Origin of the sequence: Actinomadura sp. GTD37 (assembly GCF_041951365.1) — a bacterium.
Taxonomy (GTDB): Bacteria; Actinomycetota; Actinomycetes; order Streptosporangiales; family Streptosporangiaceae; genus Spirillospora.
The window spans coordinates 35922-52517 of sequence record NZ_JBGNUS010000016.1 but is presented as its reverse complement, the minus strand read 5'-3'; the positions used below and the strand labels follow the sequence as shown (position 1 = coordinate 52517).

Annotated in this window: 15 protein-coding genes; 7 read left to right on the top strand and 8 right to left on the bottom strand. The window is 70.3% G+C overall.

Features of this window, described 5'->3' with window-relative positions:
* Nucleotides 1-496 precede the first annotated feature (496 nt).
* Entirely contained in the window at nucleotides 497-1741 is a 1245-nt protein-coding gene (locus ACA511_RS40100; RefSeq protein WP_375029992.1) for a hypothetical protein, read from the top strand.
* 595 nt (nucleotides 1742-2336) lie between these two features.
* Here the strand turns inward: ACA511_RS40100 and ACA511_RS40095 are convergent.
* Nucleotides 2337-3122 (bottom strand): hypothetical protein, encoded by a 786-nt coding sequence (locus ACA511_RS40095; protein WP_375029991.1) that lies wholly within the window; start codon nucleotides 3120-3122, stop codon nucleotides 2337-2339.
* A 177-nt stretch (nucleotides 3123-3299) separates the two neighbouring features.
* Between ACA511_RS40095 and ACA511_RS40090 the strand changes: the two genes are divergently transcribed.
* A complete protein-coding gene (locus ACA511_RS40090) occupies nucleotides 3300-4238 on the top strand; it encodes an aldo/keto reductase (RefSeq protein ID WP_375029990.1) in 939 nt (312 codons plus the stop codon).
* Between the two features lie 75 nt (nucleotides 4239-4313).
* Nucleotides 4314-5207 carry a serine/threonine-protein kinase gene (locus tag ACA511_RS40085; protein ID WP_375030027.1) on the top strand — a complete coding sequence of 298 codons (894 nt, stop codon included), beginning with the start codon at nucleotides 4314-4316 and terminating at the stop codon, nucleotides 5205-5207.
* Between the two features lie 12 nt (nucleotides 5208-5219).
* On the opposite strand, the gene ACA511_RS40080 is transcribed toward ACA511_RS40085, so the two are convergent.
* A complete protein-coding gene (locus tag ACA511_RS40080; protein ID WP_375029989.1) occupies nucleotides 5220-5882 on the bottom strand; it encodes a hypothetical protein in 663 nt (220 codons plus the stop codon).
* 128 nt (nucleotides 5883-6010) lie between these two features.
* Here ACA511_RS40080 and ACA511_RS40075 point away from each other — a divergent pair, with 128 nt between their 5' ends.
* Both ACA511_RS40075 and ACA511_RS40070 read left to right on the top strand, forming a co-directional pair.
* A complete protein-coding gene (locus ACA511_RS40075; protein ID WP_375029988.1) occupies nucleotides 6011-7294 on the top strand; it encodes a citrate synthase in 1284 nt (427 codons plus the stop codon).
* 326 nt (nucleotides 7295-7620) lie between these two features.
* A complete protein-coding gene (locus ACA511_RS40070) occupies nucleotides 7621-8526 on the top strand; it encodes a hypothetical protein (RefSeq protein WP_375029987.1) in 906 nt (301 codons plus the stop codon).
* 774 nt (nucleotides 8527-9300) lie between these two features.
* Here the strand turns inward: ACA511_RS40070 and ACA511_RS40065 are convergent.
* Together ACA511_RS40065 and ACA511_RS40060 are read right to left on the bottom strand one after the other, a co-directional pair.
* Nucleotides 9301-9537, bottom strand: a complete 237-nt coding sequence (locus ACA511_RS40065) for a hypothetical protein (protein WP_375029986.1) — start codon at nucleotides 9535-9537, stop codon at nucleotides 9301-9303.
* A 131-nt stretch (nucleotides 9538-9668) separates the two neighbouring features.
* Nucleotides 9669-9926: a hypothetical protein gene (locus ACA511_RS40060; RefSeq protein WP_375029985.1), complete on the bottom strand. Its 258-nt coding sequence runs from the start codon at nucleotides 9924-9926 to the stop codon at nucleotides 9669-9671.
* A gap of 1284 nt (nucleotides 9927-11210) precedes the next feature.
* Here ACA511_RS40060 and ACA511_RS40055 point away from each other — a divergent pair.
* Nucleotides 11211-11900: an alpha/beta fold hydrolase gene (locus tag ACA511_RS40055; protein ID WP_375029984.1), complete on the top strand. Its 690-nt coding sequence runs from the start codon at nucleotides 11211-11213 to the stop codon at nucleotides 11898-11900.
* A gap of 440 nt (nucleotides 11901-12340) precedes the next feature.
* On the opposite strand, the gene ACA511_RS40050 is transcribed toward ACA511_RS40055, so the two are convergent.
* Nucleotides 12341-12931: a DUF4291 domain-containing protein gene (locus ACA511_RS40050; protein WP_375029983.1), complete on the bottom strand. Its 591-nt coding sequence runs from the start codon at nucleotides 12929-12931 to the stop codon at nucleotides 12341-12343.
* A 34-nt stretch (nucleotides 12932-12965) separates the two neighbouring features.
* Entirely contained in the window at nucleotides 12966-13679 is a 714-nt protein-coding gene (locus ACA511_RS40045; RefSeq protein ID WP_375029982.1) for a TetR/AcrR family transcriptional regulator, read from the bottom strand.
* A gap of 87 nt (nucleotides 13680-13766) precedes the next feature.
* Between ACA511_RS40045 and ACA511_RS40040 the strand changes: the two genes are divergently transcribed.
* Nucleotides 13767-14669: a TIGR03620 family F420-dependent LLM class oxidoreductase gene (locus ACA511_RS40040; protein WP_375029981.1), complete on the top strand. Its 903-nt coding sequence runs from the start codon at nucleotides 13767-13769 to the stop codon at nucleotides 14667-14669.
* Nucleotides 14670-14716: 47 nt separating this feature from the next.
* Here ACA511_RS40040 and ACA511_RS40035 read toward each other — a convergent pair whose 3' ends face one another.
* Nucleotides 14717-15373 carry a response regulator gene (locus ACA511_RS40035; RefSeq protein WP_375029980.1) on the bottom strand — a complete coding sequence of 219 codons (657 nt, stop codon included), beginning with the start codon at nucleotides 15371-15373 and terminating at the stop codon, nucleotides 14717-14719.
* 8 nt (nucleotides 15374-15381) lie between these two features.
* Nucleotides 15382-16512, bottom strand: coding sequence for a sensor histidine kinase (locus tag ACA511_RS40030; RefSeq protein ID WP_375029979.1), 1131 nt, complete (start codon nucleotides 16510-16512; stop codon nucleotides 15382-15384).
* Between the last annotated feature and the right edge of the window lie 84 nt (nucleotides 16513-16596).

Sequence of the window (16596 nt, the reverse complement as noted above, 5' to 3'; positions counted from 1 at the left end):
TGACCGAGCTACGGACCCTGAAATTCCGGTCGACCCTCCCAAATCACCGAAATCGCTCTACCACTCGCGCCGGTGCGATCCCCGGCGGACGCCCTTCGGAGCCGCAACACCCGCTCTTCGCGTCGATAACGCCGAGTGAGACTTATAACACCATGCGGTCACCAGGGCATGTCGCATCGCCGCCTTCCGAATGGGAGGTCAGCTTGCACATTCACGCACGGGGTCAGCGTGCGGACATGAGGCCCGCGGATGCGAAAGCGCGTACCGGCAGGCGAAGCAGCGGAGTTAGCGGCACTCGTCCCGGGCCGCCGCCCGCCCGCCGGCCACATCATCCTTCTTGCTTCCATCCAGGACATAGCGCGCTTTTCGGCAGCCGTCCCGGCGGAGTCGGCGACAGGGAATGTTCCGTCGACTGTGAGCAATAAGCAACGCTCCGTAGCCAAACTGACTACGATCGGCATTCTCACGGTGACCGACGCGATCCCCCGGGGCGAAGATGAACCGTTTTCTGGCACATCCCAGGCTTGCCGTCCTGCTCGGCGAGTGGCTCCGCTGCACCTGCGGACTTCTGGGCTGTACCGCGGTGGCCGGCGCCATCTCCATCGGAGCCGCGGCGCCGTCCGACGCCGCCGCCCGGCCCGAACCGGGGCCCCGCAGGTCCGTGCCGCCGAACTGCCGTCACGCGGTGAGCATCGGCGACTGGTACACCGCGCACAAGTGCAAGGAGGCATGGCGGTCGATGTACGAGAGGTCTCGCAGAAGGTCCGGACGCGGCCGGGACTTCCCCCGCTGGACGGACCGGCACACCTGGAAGCCCAAGACAGGACACAGGCCGCCCTCGCCAATCCCGATCGAGAGGCCGAGTCCACGCGCCGCCCTGCCGGGCCCGCCGAGCAGCGAACCCCCGTTCCCCACTCCGAAGAAGAGCACCCCTCCTCCTGCACCTTCCTCCCCGCTGCCGACCCGCCCGCGAGAGCAGGCGGAGGAGCTGGATTCGCGTCCGGCCACGCTGCAACCGGTCTTCCTGCTGGGCCTGCTCATTCCCGCCGCGGCGGCGATCTGCTACCCCTTCCGGCACCGGCTCTACGCCGTCGCCACCGCGGGTCTGCCCGCTCTCCCCGCCGTACCCGAGGCGGAGACGACGCCGATCGGCTTCGGGTACCACTCCGCCCTCGACCCGTTCGCCGCCCCGGCGGCGGGCCTGTCCGGTCCCGGGGCCGTCTCCACCGCGCGGGTGCTCGCGCTGACCGCCCTCGACGAGCACGGCGACGACTCCTTGCTCGTCCTTCCGCGCCCCGACGCCACCACGCTCTTCGGGCTGGCCGAGGACGAACTGCTCGACGACAACACGGACGGGCTCTTCATCCCCGGCAATCTCGACGCCGCGCTCGCCTACCTCGAGACGGAACTCGCCATCCGCCAGAACACCGGCGTGACACAGGGCCGCCGGCTCCTCCTGGTGGCCGACTGCACCCAGGAGACCGACCGGATCCAAGCGCTCCTCACCCGGCACCCGGGCGGCGCCTCCGCCATCCTCCTCGGCCCGTGGACTGGCGACCAGGCCCTGATCGACGACAACGGACTGGTCGAGGCCCCTCCCGCACTCGCCACCACCCTCCCCGACCACGTCCCGGCCCTCTCCCGAACCGAAGCCCGCGACCGCCTTCTCGCCGCCCTGGCCCGACACAGCGAGACCAAGAAACCTCCACCCAAACGCCGCTCATCCCCCCGCCGGCCTTGACCGCAAACCACCACCAAGAGCGATACGAAACATCGCCAGACATCCAAAGTCAACGGCACCTCTCCGCCCACCTCCCCGGCCCCGGAGAGGTGCCCTTAGCCGGCCACACCCCGACTCGTACACATCCCGCTCAGCGTCTCCCCCAGACCGGTCGGACGTGACCCGGACGCGTCCCCCAGCAGCAACCCACTAAGACATGTGACCCAACGCCCCCGACCCCCACCCCCACCCCCACCAACGCCTGGCCCACCCAGCCCACATCGGTCCAACCCACATCGGTCCAACCCACATCGGACCTACCCAGCACCGCTCGACCCGCCGCATGCCACCGGCCCGGCACCCCCTCGCCTCGGATGTGAGGCGGCACCCAACTTCCACCCAACCCAGAGCACAACCCGTCCCGAAAGCCGACGCGAGGCGCCAGAAATTCGCCCAGCAAGCGTTTACCCCAGGGACCACCCCCACATCGGTCCTGCCCGGTACGCCGCGCGACACGGCCCAATCCCACTCGACACGAACCCGACCCACATCGCGTCCCCCATGTGCCTCCGGCTCGGCACCCGCTGGCAATCGCATCGCACGGCGGGACTCAGGGTCAGGCGGCAGTGCGCTCCTGTTTCTCGATCTCGCCCCTGACCGTGCCGAGGCTTCGGATCGCCCGGCTGAGGGGGCCGATGTCCGGCGGCTGGTCGGCGTCGCGGTCGACGTAGGCCGAACAGCGCAGAGTCCAGGCACGTATGACGTCTTCGACGTGGGCTTCGGTCTTGCGCATTCTCTTCAGGGTCAGGTGACGTTTCTCCTCCGCGATTTCGCGGGTGAGGTCCTCGTCTGCTCGCAGGGCCTGGACGTCGGGGAGGGCGTAGCGGCCGAGCCGGTCGGTCGGGAGTTCGCGTTCAGCGGCGATCCGGTCGAATGTCCGACGGGGCCATCCGAGGATCGCCGCCGCTCCGCCGGAGTCGACCGTGCCGCTGAGCGGGCCCTTCCTGGTGGTGACGACCGTCCGCACGGCGTCGGGGGCGAGTTGGTCGAGGTCGCGCATGAGGTAGACGGGGTGCCCGCGGAAACTGCTCACGACGTTGAGGGCGCCTTGGGCGACCAGGACCTCGATGTCCGGCCGCTCCACGTCGAGGCCCACGCGGGCGGCCAGTCGGGCCGCCGCGCGCGTGGAGCCGATCGGCGGATCGCCGCCGAACCGGGCGATGACCTCCTTGCCGGCCTCTCCGGCCTCCTCGGCCCGGGCGGCGGACCACCGGTCGCCGTCCAGGTCGGGGGCGGGGAGGATCCCGTGCTCCCGCCCTACGCGCAGCTGCCATCGGGTGAGGCCCAGGTGACCGGCGAACTGCTGGGCGCCGTACTCGGTGCGGTTGATCTGTGCGGGCATTGCCGTACCTTTCGTGCCGCGATCGGCATTGACGTGAGACAGCCTCGCGGACGCGCAATCCCGAGAACACTAGAACTCGATTCTGTGGATAAATCATCGAACAGAACGTCGCACTAATGGACAGGCCAGGCAAATAGGTCGTCTTGGGGGTGAGGCGCGGCGTGCGAGTCTGGAGACATGAACGCCATGGGTCACTTGGGGGTAGGGCTCGCCGCATTGGGACGGCCCGCATACATCAACGTCGGCAGCGCCGATGAACTACCGCCCGGACGGAGTGCGGAACTGATGCGCGAGGCGGCCTGGAGCGTCCTGGACGCCGCCTACGCGGCGGGCATCCGGTGGGTCGACGCAGCACGTTCGTACGGGAGGGCGGAGGAGTTCCTCGGGGGCTGGCTCAGCGCACGTGACCCCGAAGATCTGACCGTGTCCAGCAAGTGGGGCTACGCCTACGTGGGCGAGTGGAAGACCGATGTCGCGGTGCATGAGGTCAAGGAGCACAGTCTTGCCCGCTACCGAACCCAGTACAGGGAGACCCGCGAGTTCCTGGACGGACACCTTTCGGTCTACCAGGTTCACTCGCTGACCGAGGAGAGCCCACTGTTCCACGATGTCCGCCTACAGGAGGCCTTGGCGGAACTGAACTCCGACGGCGTCCGGGTCGGCTTCTCCACCTCGGGCCCGAGGCAATCGGACACGATCCGCCGGGCGATGGCGCTGAGCATCTCGGGCCAGAGGTTGTTCAGCACTGTCCAGTCAACATGGAACGTCCTGGAGACCTCGGCAGAGGACGCTCTGCGGGAAGCCCATGATGCGGGGCTGCACGTCCTGCTCAAGGAGGTGCTGGCCAACGGGCGGCTCGCCGTGCAGCCGCCGGCGGCCTTGCAGGCGATCGCGTCGGAGAACGATGTGGGGCCGGACGGCCTGGCGTTGGCGGCGGCTCTCAGTCGGCCATGGGCGGACACCGTTCTCATCGGCGCGGTCAGTCCGGCTCAACTGGAGTCGAACCTGGCGGCCGCGGAAGTGTCCCTCGACGAGGGGGAACTGCGGGTACTGGCAGGTCTGGGGGTCCCACCTGAGCGCTACTGGGACGAGCGGAGTGCGCTGCCCTGGACGTGACGCCACGCATTGCCGGACGAGTGTCCGCACATGGCACGATTAGGCGCGCCCCACCATGATCGGATCTCCGTGCCCATGCAGTCAGAACTCCCAGAGATGATCGGCCCGTACCGGGTGGTCGCCCGCCTGGGCGCCGGCGGGATGGGCGAGGTGTTCCTCGGGGCGTCCCCCAGCAGGCGCCTTGTCGCGGTGAAGGTCATCCGTCCGGAGCTTCTGGACGATCCCAGGTGGCGGACGAGGTTCGCGCGGGAGGTGGCGTCGGCGCGGTCGGTCAGCGGCTTCTACACGGCGCCCGTTGTCGACGCCGACCCCGACGCCGACCGGCCGTGGCTCGCGACCCAGTACATCCGCGGCGTGAGCCTGGCGAAGGTCATCCGCGAGAAGGGGCCGCTCCGCGAACGCACGGCATGCCGACTGGGAGCCGGCCTCGCGGAGGCGCTGATCGCGATCCACCGCGCGGGCATCGTGCACAGGGACTTGAAACCTTCGAACGTCCTGCTCGCTTCGGACGGGCCGAGGGTCATCGACTTCGGTATAGCAAGGCCCCTGAACGCACGGCCGCTGTCCCGCACGGAGATCCTGGGGACACCGGCCTACATGTCGCCAGAGCAGGCCCTGGGCGACCCCGTCCACCCGGAGAGCGACGTGTTCTCCCTTGGGTCGACCCTCGTGTTCGCTGCGACGGGAGCCGCACCCTTCGGCACCGACCACAAGGTCCGCGGCCGGATCGTGTACGGCGAACCGGACCTCACCCGGGTGCCCGCTCCCCTGCGCGGGCTCGTAACCCGCTGTCTCGTCAAGGACCCTGGGGAACGTCCCACACCGGAGCAGATCCTCGTCGCCCTGTCCACATTGCTGGACGCGCACTACGGCGATGAGTGGCCGCCCGTGGACGTCGAGCAACTCATCGGCGTCCAAGAGCAGACGCTGGTCGAGGTCACAGCCGAACTGCCCACGCTTCGGGAGTAATGGCCCGCCCGGTCAGGGCAAGCCGTCGGCGAGCACGTCCCAGAAGGCGGTCTCGTAGGCGTGCAGGAGGCGGGCCGCACGGGCCGCCTCGACCGGGTCGTCACCGGATGCGAGCCCTGACGCGATGACGTCCAAGGCTTGTTCCTCGAAGCCCGGCGGTGATTCGGCGAAGAACTCGAAGAACCCGACGGCTCGGTCCGAGAAGCCGTACCGCGTTCGGAGGGCCTGAGCGGTGCGGGCGCAGTAGGCGCCCCACTCCTCCAGGTTGGCCAGCATGGCCAGGGCGACCTCGCCGGCCGTCCCGAAGGCCGCCCTCTGCGCGAGATAGGCGGGGTAGGCCTGCGCGAGGGGTTTCGGCTCGTACGCCATGAGATTCTTCTCACTTTGACCGAGCGCGGCCGCGAAGTCGCCGAGCAGTGTCAGCGCCTGCCCTTCGCCCTGCGCGAGCCCCAGAAAGAGCCCACCAGACGGCGAATCGGGAAACCTGGCCGCGAGCAGGGCGAAACTGCGCCGATCGCTACTGACGATCCGATACTCCTCGCCGGCCAGCCAGACCAGGCGATCCTGGGGCATCTCGCCCGTTTCGAGCATGCTGACGAAGCGGTTGGCGGTCGTCGAGGCCGCGATCTCCCGGCGGGTGCGTGCGACGAGTTCGGCGGCGCCGTGATCGGTCATGACTCCACCGGAGCATCCGAGCCGGTCTCCCGTCAACGGGACGGGCCGGATCAGTGCGGGTGATCACGTGGATACGATGAAGAACGGAACGTCTGCGCAGGTGTGGACGCAGTTGGGAGTGAGCGAGTATGTCGGATTTCGAGCTCGACCACGCGAGCGGCCGGATGCCTCTGGAGGTCACCGAGGCGACCGAGGGGCCGTCAGGGCTGGTCGTCGGCAGCCTCCTGAAAGAGACGGGGCATGTCACGCTCGATCCCGGCTTCACCAACACCGCCTCCACCACGTCGGCCATCACGTACATCGACGGTGAGGCGGGCATCCTCCGCTACCGGGGCTACCCCATCGAGGAACTGGCGGAGAAGTCGTCCTTCCTCGAGGTGGCCTACCTGCTCATCTACGGCGAGCTGCCCACGCCCGGCCAGCTGAGCACGTTCACCGACAACGTGCGCAACCACACCCTGCTGGACGAGAAGTTCCGCGCGTTCTTCTCTGCGTTCCCGCGCCGGGCCCACCCGATGGCCGTGCTGTCGTCGGCGGTCAGCGCCCTGTCGACGTTCTACCAGGACAGCCTCGACCCGTTCGACCCCGAGCAGGTCGACCAGTCGAGCATCCGGCTCATCGCGAAGCTCCCCACCATCGCGGCGTACGCCTACAAGACCTCCAACGGGCAGCCGCTCCTGTACCCGGACAACTCCCTCGGGTACGTGGAGAACTTCCTGCGCATGATGTTCGGGCTCCCGACACAGCCCTACGACATCGACCCCGAGATCGCTCGTGTTCTGGACATGCTGTTCGTCCTGCACGCCGACCACGAGCAGAACTGTTCGACCTCGACTGTGCGGCTCGTCGGGTCCAGCCAGGCGAACCTGTTCTCGTCGGTGTCCGCGGGCGTCGACGCACTGTTCGGCCCGCTTCACGGCGGCGCGAACCAGGCCGTCCTGGAGATGCTGGAGCGCATCCACGAGGACGGCGACGACATCGACTCGTTCGTGGAGCGGGTCAAGAACAAGGAGCCCGGCGTCAAGCTGATGGGCTTCGGGCACCGTGTCTACCGCAACTACGACCCGCGCGCCGCGGTCGTGAAGAAGGCGACGGGCAAGGTCCTGGACGCGCTGGGCAAATCCGACCCGCTGCTGGACCTGGCGATGCGTCTCGAAGAGGTCGCGCTGAGCGACGACTACTTCGTCGAACGCAAGCTCTACCCCAACGTGGACTTCTACACGGGCGTCATCTACAAGGCGATGGGCTTCCCCACGAACGCGTTCACCGTGCTGTTCGCGCTCGGCCGGCTGCCCGGCTGGATCGCCCAGTGGCGCGAGATGATGAACGACCCGTCCACGAAGATCGGACGTCCGCGCCAGGTGTACGTGGGGCCGGGCGAGCGCCACTACGTGGACCCCTCCGCCCGCTAACCGGCCGGAACGTCGCCGGGTCGTCCACCGCTGCGCTTCGCTCACCCTTTCCGGGCCACGCCGGCGCCTCCTGACGGACGATCCGGCCGGGCGCACTGATGCAGGGCAAGGTCGATCCGGGAGTAGGCCCGGCGGGGGCGCCGTGGCGCTGCGCCGACGTCTTGCCCGACCGCGATCCCCGTATAGGGCCGGGGCCGTAGTCGAACCGGGCGCGGACCTGGGCATTCGGAGCCCTTATCCACAGAATCGCGTTCTAGTGAAAGTGCTCGGCGGCCTCCTCGAAGCTGGACTGCGAACGCCGGTCCACGGCCACGAGGAGGCTGCACATGCGCGTCACCATCACGGTCCCCGAGGAAACGACCGCCTGCTTCGTCGTCGCGACCGACCGGGAGGCCGGTGATCTCGCGGCAGCAGTCCGGCAACGGCTTCCCGTCCCGTTGGCCGCCGCGGTATCGGGACGCCTCGACACCCCGCATCTCAAGCTCGCCCGCCATCCCGCCGGGAACTCCCCCTGGGACCTCACCGAGGTGACCGGCGCCGACGAGGACGACGCGGAGAGAGCCCGCCAGGCAACCCGGCACATCGGTGTCACGTCCGTCCTCCCTGTCGGCGACCTGCCGTCCGGGCCGCACCTCGCACGGGCGACCGCCAGGGCGATCGCGGACTCCTTGTGCGGTGTTCCTGTGGACATCGCCACTGGCCGGACGCTGTCGCCGACGAACACCGCGCACCCGGAGGACTTCGTCCTCGCCGACGACTGGCTCGGCACCGTGCTGCCCCCGTACCGGAACTCGGGTCGCTGCACCGTCGACGAGGACGACATCGACGGCTGCGCCTGCGTCACGCTCAAGACCCGCGGCCTGCGCAGATTCGGGCTGCCGGAGCTTGAGATCGCCAACGTGGCATGCCCGCACGACCTGGCCGCGCTCAACGTCCTCCGCACCACCGCGCAGCGGCTTCTCCCCCTCGGCAGGCACCCCGGCGACCACGCCCTGCCTGGCGAACTGATGCTGACCAGCGCCGACTTCTCCACGTTCTGGGGCCACCGAGAGCCCATGTGGGACGACGGCCCCATCGAGGTACGGCTGACCGAAGTGGGGCCCCGCCGCTTGGGCATCCGGCCGCCGGCCGGCTTCCCGGGCACCTTGAACGAATGGCTCTGGGACGACCTCCCACCCGTCCTGCACGAGTTGCTCACCAGCGAACCCGACCACACCCCGCCGCCCAACTGACCAACGACGGCCCGCACCACGGGAACGGCAGAAGCTTCCCGGACAAGGTGTTCACCTTGCAGGGCGGCAGGAGCGCGCCCTCGAATTCGGGCACCTCAACGCACCGCAACGCCAGCAGGCACTGCCCGAACGGAGGCGTCCTTACAGCCTCAGGATCGGCAGGTTTCCCCCGGCGGGTTGTCCTCGCATCGCGGAAACGGCAGGTGCCCCTCTGGCGAACCGTCCTGGGGCGCCTAGACCCGGTGGTGGCTTCCGGGGGGAGACATCTCACGCCCCCTGAGGGAGGGGGGACCGTCTCCTGACGGGTGTCTCCTTGCGCCTCTGAGGGCTGTCGGCACGGCCCTGTCTCCCCGCACCGCCATACAGCATGCGCTTCCCCCGGACGGGGCGTCCTGCCGCGTTCCTGGGATGGCGGACGCCTCCGGGCAGGTGTGTCATTGCGCGCCACCGGAACGGCGGACGTCTCCCTCCCAGGTCAGGATGTCACTGCGCGCCACGGGGGCGGCGGAGGCCGCGGGGACGGGCGATCCTTGCGCGTCACGGCGGACGGCTCCCGAGCGGGCTGTCGTTGCGTCCTGCCGAAATGGCGGGCGCCTCCCTAGGGGCATGCCTGCGTCTCGTAGAAGTGGTGGGGCCGTCTCGGATCCGGGTGTTGCGGAGCGTTGCTGCGACGGCTGGTGCCCCTTGAGGAGGATGTCCCGGTGCGTCGTGGGGAAAGTCAGTGTCGTTCCGGTTTGAGGGGTCGAGGGGATGGCGAAGGGCGGTCGGGTGCCTTCAGGCCCAGACTCGATGGAGGGTCCAAGGAGCGGCTCCGGGGGCTTCGGGGCCGAGGACCTCCGCGATCGCGAGGCCGTCCGGTGTGGCGACCTGGAGGCGGTAGAACCTTGCCTGGCCGGGGGCCTGCCACTCCTCCAGGACACGGCGCACGGGGTAGCGGCCGCGCGGGCCGGTGAGGTGGGACGGTCGGCCGGTGGACGTGGTCTCCGCGGAAACGGGTTCATCGATCAGCACGAGACGACACCGTAATCCGAACACGCGTTCGAGGAAAGCGGAACACGCGATGAGGTTCTCATCGATGTCGCGGCTATCACGACGACCGTCGCGGGCCTGCGGGAAGCGGCGGGCCAGGATGCGGTTGGCGGTCACTTCGTCGCCGTCCGGTTGGAGGGAGCTTTTCGGGCGGCGTCCACCATCGGTCGTCCACCGAAGATCACTGCTCTGAAGGGGCCGACGTCCGTGGTGAGCGCAACTTCGGCGGCAGGTGCCTCGGCGCTGGTGACCTGGAACCGTCCGTTCTCGATTTCGGCGAGGAGGCGAGCGTCCTCGAAGTGGCCGGCCTTCGAACGTGCAGCGCGGCCGCAGCTTCTGGGGCAAGCGTCGTCTCTGAGTGCGAATGTCATGGCGTCCACGGTCGACTCCGCGGTGGGCGCGCCGAGCGGGTCACGTCCACCCGGGCGGGCGAACGCGAACGAGCTCGGCTCGGGTTCACGGCGCGCGAAACCATGTCGTGCACGGGCGCGCTCACCAGCGGGCCGGGTCGCCGGCGGAAGAGATCCTGGAGCCTTCGAGGTCGCTCAGACGCCGCGCGAGGACGTTCTACCTCATGCCGCGCAGCGCGGTGCCGCGCAGTGGTCGAGCGGTGCGATGCGGTGCCGCGCAGTGGTGAGCGGCGATGCAGCGCTGCTGAGCGCGGCGCGTGTAGTGCGGGGCGGTGGAGCGCGCCGCGGTGGAAGGTGCGGTCCGGTGCGGTGGTTGGAGGGCGGTGCCGCGCGGTGGACGTTGCAGCGGTGCAGCACGGGCAGTGCGGCGCGGGCCACTGCGGCGCAGGGCAGTGCGGCGCGGTGGACAGTGCGGTGCGGCGGTGCAGCACGGGGCCGGTACGGGGCAGCGCGGGGCGGGGCTGCCCGGGGCGGTGTTGGAGGGCGGTGCCCGCGGTGTAGTGCGGGGCGGTGGAGCGCGGCGCGCTGGAAGGTGCAGTGGGGTTCAGTGCAGTGGTGGAGGGCGGTGCCCGCGGTGGATGTGCGGTGCGGTCCGGTGCAGTACGGGGCCGGTGCAATACGGGGCCGATGCGGGGCAGTGCGGCGCGGTTGAGGGCGGCGCCGCGCGGTGGAGGGTGCAGAGCAGTGCAGTGCAGAGCGATCGAGGGCAGGGCGCTGGAGGGCGGCGCGGTGAGGCGCGAGGCAGTGCAGTGCGGGGCAGTGCAGTGCGGGGCAGTGCAGTGCGGGGCAGTGCCGAGCAGTGCAAGTGCGGGACAGTGCAGTGCCGGGCAGTGCAGTGCCGGGCAGTGCAGTGCCGGGCAGTGCAGTGCGGGGCAGTGCCGAGCAGTGCAAGTGCGGGACAGTGCAGTGCCGAGCAGTGCGGGGCGGGGCGGTGGAGGGCGGGGCAGCTGCGTGGTGCGTGTGGTGGAGAGCGGTGCCGCGCGGTGGACGGGGTAGTGCCGCGGGGTGGGCGGGCGGGGCGGTGGGGTGTTTCGGTTCGGGTAGGGAGTCGTGGGTGATCAGTGGTGCCGTTGGTCTCGGGGGCGTCGAGTGGGCGGGCGATATCGACACGGATCGTCGTATCTTCTCGCGCCCGCCGCGGCCGAGTGGTGCGAGGCGATCATCGATCGGGGGCGGGAGGTGAGAAATGTCAGTCGAGGCTCTTAGCCTGGCCGGTGTCGAAGCCGATCACACGGGACGGTGACCATGGCGACCTATGCACTCATCCCCGGAGCGGGCGGGCAGGCCTGGTACTGGCACCGCCTCGTCCCCGAGCTGCGAGCGCGGGGGCACGACGTCGTGGCCGTCGACCTCCCGGCGGGGGACGAATCGGCGGGACTGCGGGAGTACGCCGACACGGTGGTGAAGGCGGTCGGCGACCGAACCGAACTCATCCTGGTGGCGCAGTCCATGGGTGGGTTCACCGCTCCGCTCGTCTGCGAACGGCTGCCGGTCGACCTGCTCGTCATGCTCAACGCCATGGTTCCCGTCCCCGGCGAGTCGGGAGCCGCCTGGTGGGAGAACACCGGTCAGGCGCAGGCGATGGCCGACCAGGCCCTTCGCGAGGGGCGGACGCCGTCTGCGGAGTTCGATGTGGAGGAGTGCTTCTTCCACGACGTCCCGCCGGATGTGAAGGCCGAGGCGCTCTCGCAGGAGCCCCCGCAGTCGTCGACGCCGTTCGCGGAAGCGTGGCCGCTCAGCAGGTGGCCCGACACCCCGACCGTGTTCCTGCAGGGACGGGACGACCGCCTCTTCCCGCTGGACTTCCAGCGCCGTGTCGTGCGCGAACGGCTGGGGATCCCGGTCGACGACATGCCCGGTGGCCATCTGCTCGCGCTCAGCCGGCCCGAGGAACTGGCCGAACGCCTTGAGGCCCACCGCACCCGTTCCCAGTGACCCGGCCGCGGCCGGCGGTCGGCGGTCGGCGTCCAAGGAGGACGCGGCGCGCCGGCCGGCGGCCCTCGCGTTTGGCGATGCCGTCGTCTCCGCGCATCCGGAAGAGACGCCCACGCCAATCAGATCGCCAAGCGTCGCTGCACGCCTCGGCCATCCGGTCGAGGCCGTCCGCGCCCCGAGGCGTTCGTTAGACCCGGCGGCGGATAGATACGCCGCGCGCGATGGTGCGGCGAGCCATTCAGGTCACATTCCGAGGGGCAGGATATGCCTGCCTGTGGCGCATCTGTTTTGCCGTCTTGGGTACGGTATCCGCCTTATCTGACGGCATGTCGATTCGGCCGGGGAAAGGGTCTTAGGAGCCCGGGATGAGTGGCGGAACTGGGGCGCCGACGAGTTCAATGGTTGGAGTTGACGAGGCCCGAGCGAGAGGTTTTGACTGGTCAGGGCATTCCTAGGTGTGCGGCTAGGCCAGGAGGTACGGGGTAGGGACGTTCCTTCGGGAGGAGGGGATTTGCTTGGGTCGACCGGCCGGCCTTGAGGAGATCGTGGATTTTGCGGGCCAGGGGTGTGCGGTCTTCGATGTCCAGGATCCAGTCGTCGACGTAGCGGTCGATGATGTGGCGGCTCAGGCCGATCTGGATGCTGCGCATTTCCAGTTTACTGCCGTGCAGTGACCGTTCGGGATCCCATTGGACGTGGACGGCGGCGTTCGCGAAATGGCGGCGCCATTCGTCGGAACCGCGGAAGACGCGGCGGTCCGGGTCCGTCGGAACGGCCAGGCTCAGGGCCTCCTCCCATCCGGTGCGGCTGATCCGGACCGCGAGGACCGTCTGCTGCCCCGGCTTGCGGGCCCAGCCGCTGCGCGCCATGAGCCACAGGAACGACGGCTTGATCCACGTCATCCGCCCGCGGGAGAAGGGAGGGACGAAGGTGCCGTGCTCGGTCGCGGGCAGGCCGATCTCGGGGGCGTACGCCTGGTAGACCGTGATCGAGTCGCGGTCGTAGCGGGCCCGGATTTCGCGTGTGCGCATGATCCGGCCAGGCTGGCCAGGCCGGGGAAGCCGCTCAACCGCTTTTCGGGGCCGCGTTCTTGCGGCGATGCGCCTTCTGACGGCATGACGCACTGCAGAAGCGGGCGGGACGGCCGGTCGGGGCCGGCGTGAGCGGAGCCCCGCACCACTCGCACAGTGCGTCATCACAGGAGACGAAAGTTTCGTTTCGTTTCGTCACAGGGCGGAGCGCATCACAGGCCAGGGAGGTCATGCGGCCGGGACGGCCGTCCGGACGACGCAGGCGCTCCATCTGCATCATGCCCGCAGTGAGGGCGCGGACGTCCCGGATGTCCACGTCGGGGCGTACGGCGCCCGCGTCCTGCGCCCTCCGCAGCAGGACGTCGAGGGCCGCGGTGAACTGCTCGTCCATGCCGCCCGCGTCGAATCCGCCCTGGCCTGCCGACAGCGCATCGCAGACGGCGTGGTTGAACATGGCCTGATCGACGACCCGCGTGACGAAACCATAGAAGGCCCCGGCAGGGTCTTCCGCGTCCCCGAGGGCTTTCGCCTCGTCCACGATCGAGGCGATCCGGGCCGTGACGACGGCCTGGAACAGCACCTCCTTGGTGGGGAAATTGCGGTAGACCGTGCCCGCTCCCACACCGGCGCGGCGGGCGATGTCGTCGAGCGGAACGAGGCGCCCCTCGGCGGCGAACGCCTCGAACGCCGCCCGGAGGATGCGCTCACGGTTCCTGCGCGCGTCCGCGCGGCGGGGCGGGCTGCTCAACCGGTACTCCTTCACGCGTTGACAAGCGGGGCGAGCGTTCCGGTACGCTCCTTAAACGGGTGGCACGTTCCGATTATAGGAGGACCGATGACGATCGCGGCTGTGGCGGACATGCGCGGAAGGCTGGGCCGGGTCGGCGCGGCGCTCATGACGCCGATCGCCCCCGCCGGCGAATGGCGGCGCACGGCACGGCGTGTCGAACGGGCAGGCTACGGATCGCTCTGGACGAACGAGGCCGTCGGAGGCCGCGAGGTGTTCACGCAGCTGAGCGTGATGCTCGCCGCGACGGAGCGGATCGTCCTCGGGTCGGCGGTCGCGAACCTGTGGGCGCGGCATCCCGCCACGATGCAGGGTGCGGCATCGGTTCTCGCGGACGCCCATCCCGGCAGGCTCGCGCTCGGCGTGGGGGTCAGCATGGCCGGACTCGTAGAGCAGAGCGGGCAGAAGTGGACGAGTCCGCTGAACCGGATGCGCGAGTACCTCGACGGGATGGACGCGTCCGTCGAGGCGGCGCCGGTCCCCGAGGTGCCGTTCCCCCGGCTGCTGGCGGCGCTCGGCCCGAAGATGCAGGGACTGGCCCGCGATCACGCGGACGGCGCGCTGCCCGCCGCGATGCCGGTCGAGCACACCCGTGCCGCCAGGAAGCGGCTGGGCCCGGACAAGCTCCTGATCGTCATGCAGACGGCGATCCTTGAGACGGATCCCGAGAGGGCGCGCGCCAGCGCGAGGCGGACTCAGCTGTTCAGCCTTCCTGGTTCTCCGTATGTCCGCTCGCTGAGGGAACTCGGGTACCCGGACGAAGCGCTCGCCGGCGGCGGCTCGGACGAGGTCGTCGACGCGTGCTTCAGCTGGGGTGACGAGGCCGCGATCGGCGAGCGGGTCCAGGACCACCTGGACGCCGGCGCCGACCATGTGGCGATCGCGGCCCTCGCCCCGGACCTCGCGTCGGCCGCCGACGTTCTCGAACGGCTCGCTCCCGCACTCCCCTGAGATGCCACGCCTCCCCCGGGGTGCCACGAGGCGGCCGAGGCGCGGGGTCAGGCCGGGTGGATCAGGCGGGTTTCGTAGGCGGCTATCACCAGTTGCGCTCTGTCGCGGGCCTGGAGTTTGGACAGCAGGTGGCCGATGTGGGTCTTCACCGTGGCGGGGCTGAGGTGGAGGTGTTCGGCGAGTTCGGTGTTGGAGAGGCCGCGGGCGACGAGGGTGAGGACTTCGCGCTCGCGGTCGGTCAGGGCGTCCAGGGCGGCGGGCGGCGGCTGGACGGGGGCCGGGCGGCGGACGAACTCGGCGATCAGGCGGCGGGTCACCGTGGGGGCGAGGAGGGAGTCGCCGGCGGCGACGGCGCCGATGGCCGAGAGCAGGTCGGCGGGCGGGGTGTCCTTCAGCAGGAAGCCGCTCGCCCCGGCGCGCAGCGCCGAGTAGACGTAGGAGTCCAGGTCGAAGGTCGTGAGGATCAGGACGCGCACGTCCGGAAGGTCGGCGCAGATCCGCCGGGTCGCCTCGATGCCGTCCATCTCGGGCATGCGGACGTCCATGAGGACGACGTCGGGGCGTTCGCGCTCGGCGACGGCGACGGCCTCGGCGCCGGTGCCGGCCTCGCCGACGGTGCGGAGGCCGGGCGCGGTGTCGATGAGGACGCGGAAGCTCCCGCGCAGCAGGGCCTGGTCGTCGGCGACGAGGACGCGCAGTTCCAACGGGGTTCCTAGGGCTCGTACGGGAAGGCGGCCGACACGGCGAACCCGCCGCCCGGCCGGGGTCCCGCGGTGAAGTCGCCGCCGTACATCATGACGCGTTCGCGCATGCCGATGAGCCCGTGCCCGTCGCCGCCCGGCAGGACGCGGACGCCGGGCCCGTCGTCGGTGACGTCGATGCGCATGCGGAGCCCGTCGGTCTTGACGCGCACGTCGCAGCGGGCGGGCGCGGCGTGCTTGACGACGTTGGTGACCGCTTCCTGGACGATGCGGTAGGCGGAGAGGGCGACGCCCTCCGGCAGGTCGGCGGCGTCCACGTCCAGGTCGACGCGGACGCCGGCCATCGCGGCGCGTTCGGCGAGGGCGGTGAGGTCGGCGAGCCCGGGCGCCGGGCCGAGGTCGGCGTCGGTGCGCAGGACGCCGAGGAGGTGGCGCATCTCGGCGAGAGAGCTGCGGCTCGTGGTCTCGATCACGCGGAGGGCGTCGAGGGCCTCCTCCGGGCGGGCCGCGGCGACGTGGACGGCGACGCCCGCCTTGACGGCGATCAGGCTCATGCTGTGCGCGACGACGTCGTGGAGTTCGCGGGCGATGCGGAGCCGCTCGTCCGAGACGGCCTGGTCGGCGAGGCGGCGGGCGGAGCGCGCGGCCTGCGCGCGGCGTTCGCGGACGACGCGGCCGAGCGTCCAGGACGCGCCGAGGACGGCGAGGCCGAGCACCAGCCTCCCGGCGATCTCGGCGTGCCAGTCCGCGGTGCCGACGAGGGCGCCGGCGAAGATGAGCAGGGCGCTGAGGACCCCGATCAGCGGGGTGGGGACCCAGCGGCGGCGGCGCCGGGTGAGCGCGACCGGGTAGAGGGCGAACGCGGCGGCGGCGTAGGAGTCCCAGGGCAGGCCGAGCGCGAACGAGACGGTCGAGGCGGACAGGACGGCCGCGAGGACGGGGACCGGCCAGAGGCGCCGCACCGCGAGGGGCAGTCCGGTCGCGGCGGCGAGCGGGACGACGGCGAGCGCGGACGCGCCGGTGTCGGCGGGGAGCATCACCAGCGCGAACGTGCAGCCGATCGCGGCCGCCGCGTCCAGCTTGATGAGGGCGCGCCGGCCGAGCCGCATGAAGAACGGGGCGCGCAGCTCGGATTCGTCCACGTCGCGACGGTATCCGGACGGCGCCGCGCCGCGCCTCCGACCGGCGGCCGTCATACCGGGGTCGGAGGCGGGCGGTGCTTCTCC

Bases quoted from the DNA above. Each gene is read 5' to 3' on its own strand.
- ACA511_RS40100 (WP_375029992.1), top strand. From the start codon at position 497: ATGAACCGTTTTCTGGCACATCCCAGGCTTGCCGTCCTGCTCGGCGAG.
- ACA511_RS40095 (WP_375029991.1), bottom strand. From the start codon at position 3,122: ATGCCCGCACAGATCAACCGCACCGAGTACGGCGCCCAGCAGTTCGCC.
- ACA511_RS40090 (WP_375029990.1), top strand. From the start codon at position 3,300: ATGAACGCCATGGGTCACTTGGGGGTAGGGCTCGCCGCATTGGGACGG.
- ACA511_RS40085 (WP_375030027.1), top strand. From the start codon at position 4,314: ATGCAGTCAGAACTCCCAGAGATGATCGGCCCGTACCGGGTGGTCGCC.
- ACA511_RS40080 (WP_375029989.1), bottom strand. From the start codon at position 5,882: ATGACCGATCACGGCGCCGCCGAACTCGTCGCACGCACCCGCCGGGAG.
- ACA511_RS40075 (WP_375029988.1), top strand. From the start codon at position 6,011: ATGTCGGATTTCGAGCTCGACCACGCGAGCGGCCGGATGCCTCTGGAG.
- ACA511_RS40070 (WP_375029987.1), top strand. From the start codon at position 7,621: ATGCGCGTCACCATCACGGTCCCCGAGGAAACGACCGCCTGCTTCGTC.
- ACA511_RS40060 (WP_375029985.1), bottom strand. From the start codon at position 9,926: ATGACATTCGCACTCAGAGACGACGCTTGCCCCAGAAGCTGCGGCCGC.
- ACA511_RS40055 (WP_375029984.1), top strand. From the start codon at position 11,211: ATGGCGACCTATGCACTCATCCCCGGAGCGGGCGGGCAGGCCTGGTAC.
- ACA511_RS40050 (WP_375029983.1), bottom strand. From the start codon at position 12,931: ATGCGCACACGCGAAATCCGGGCCCGCTACGACCGCGACTCGATCACG.
- ACA511_RS40040 (WP_375029981.1), top strand. From the start codon at position 13,767: ATGACGATCGCGGCTGTGGCGGACATGCGCGGAAGGCTGGGCCGGGTC.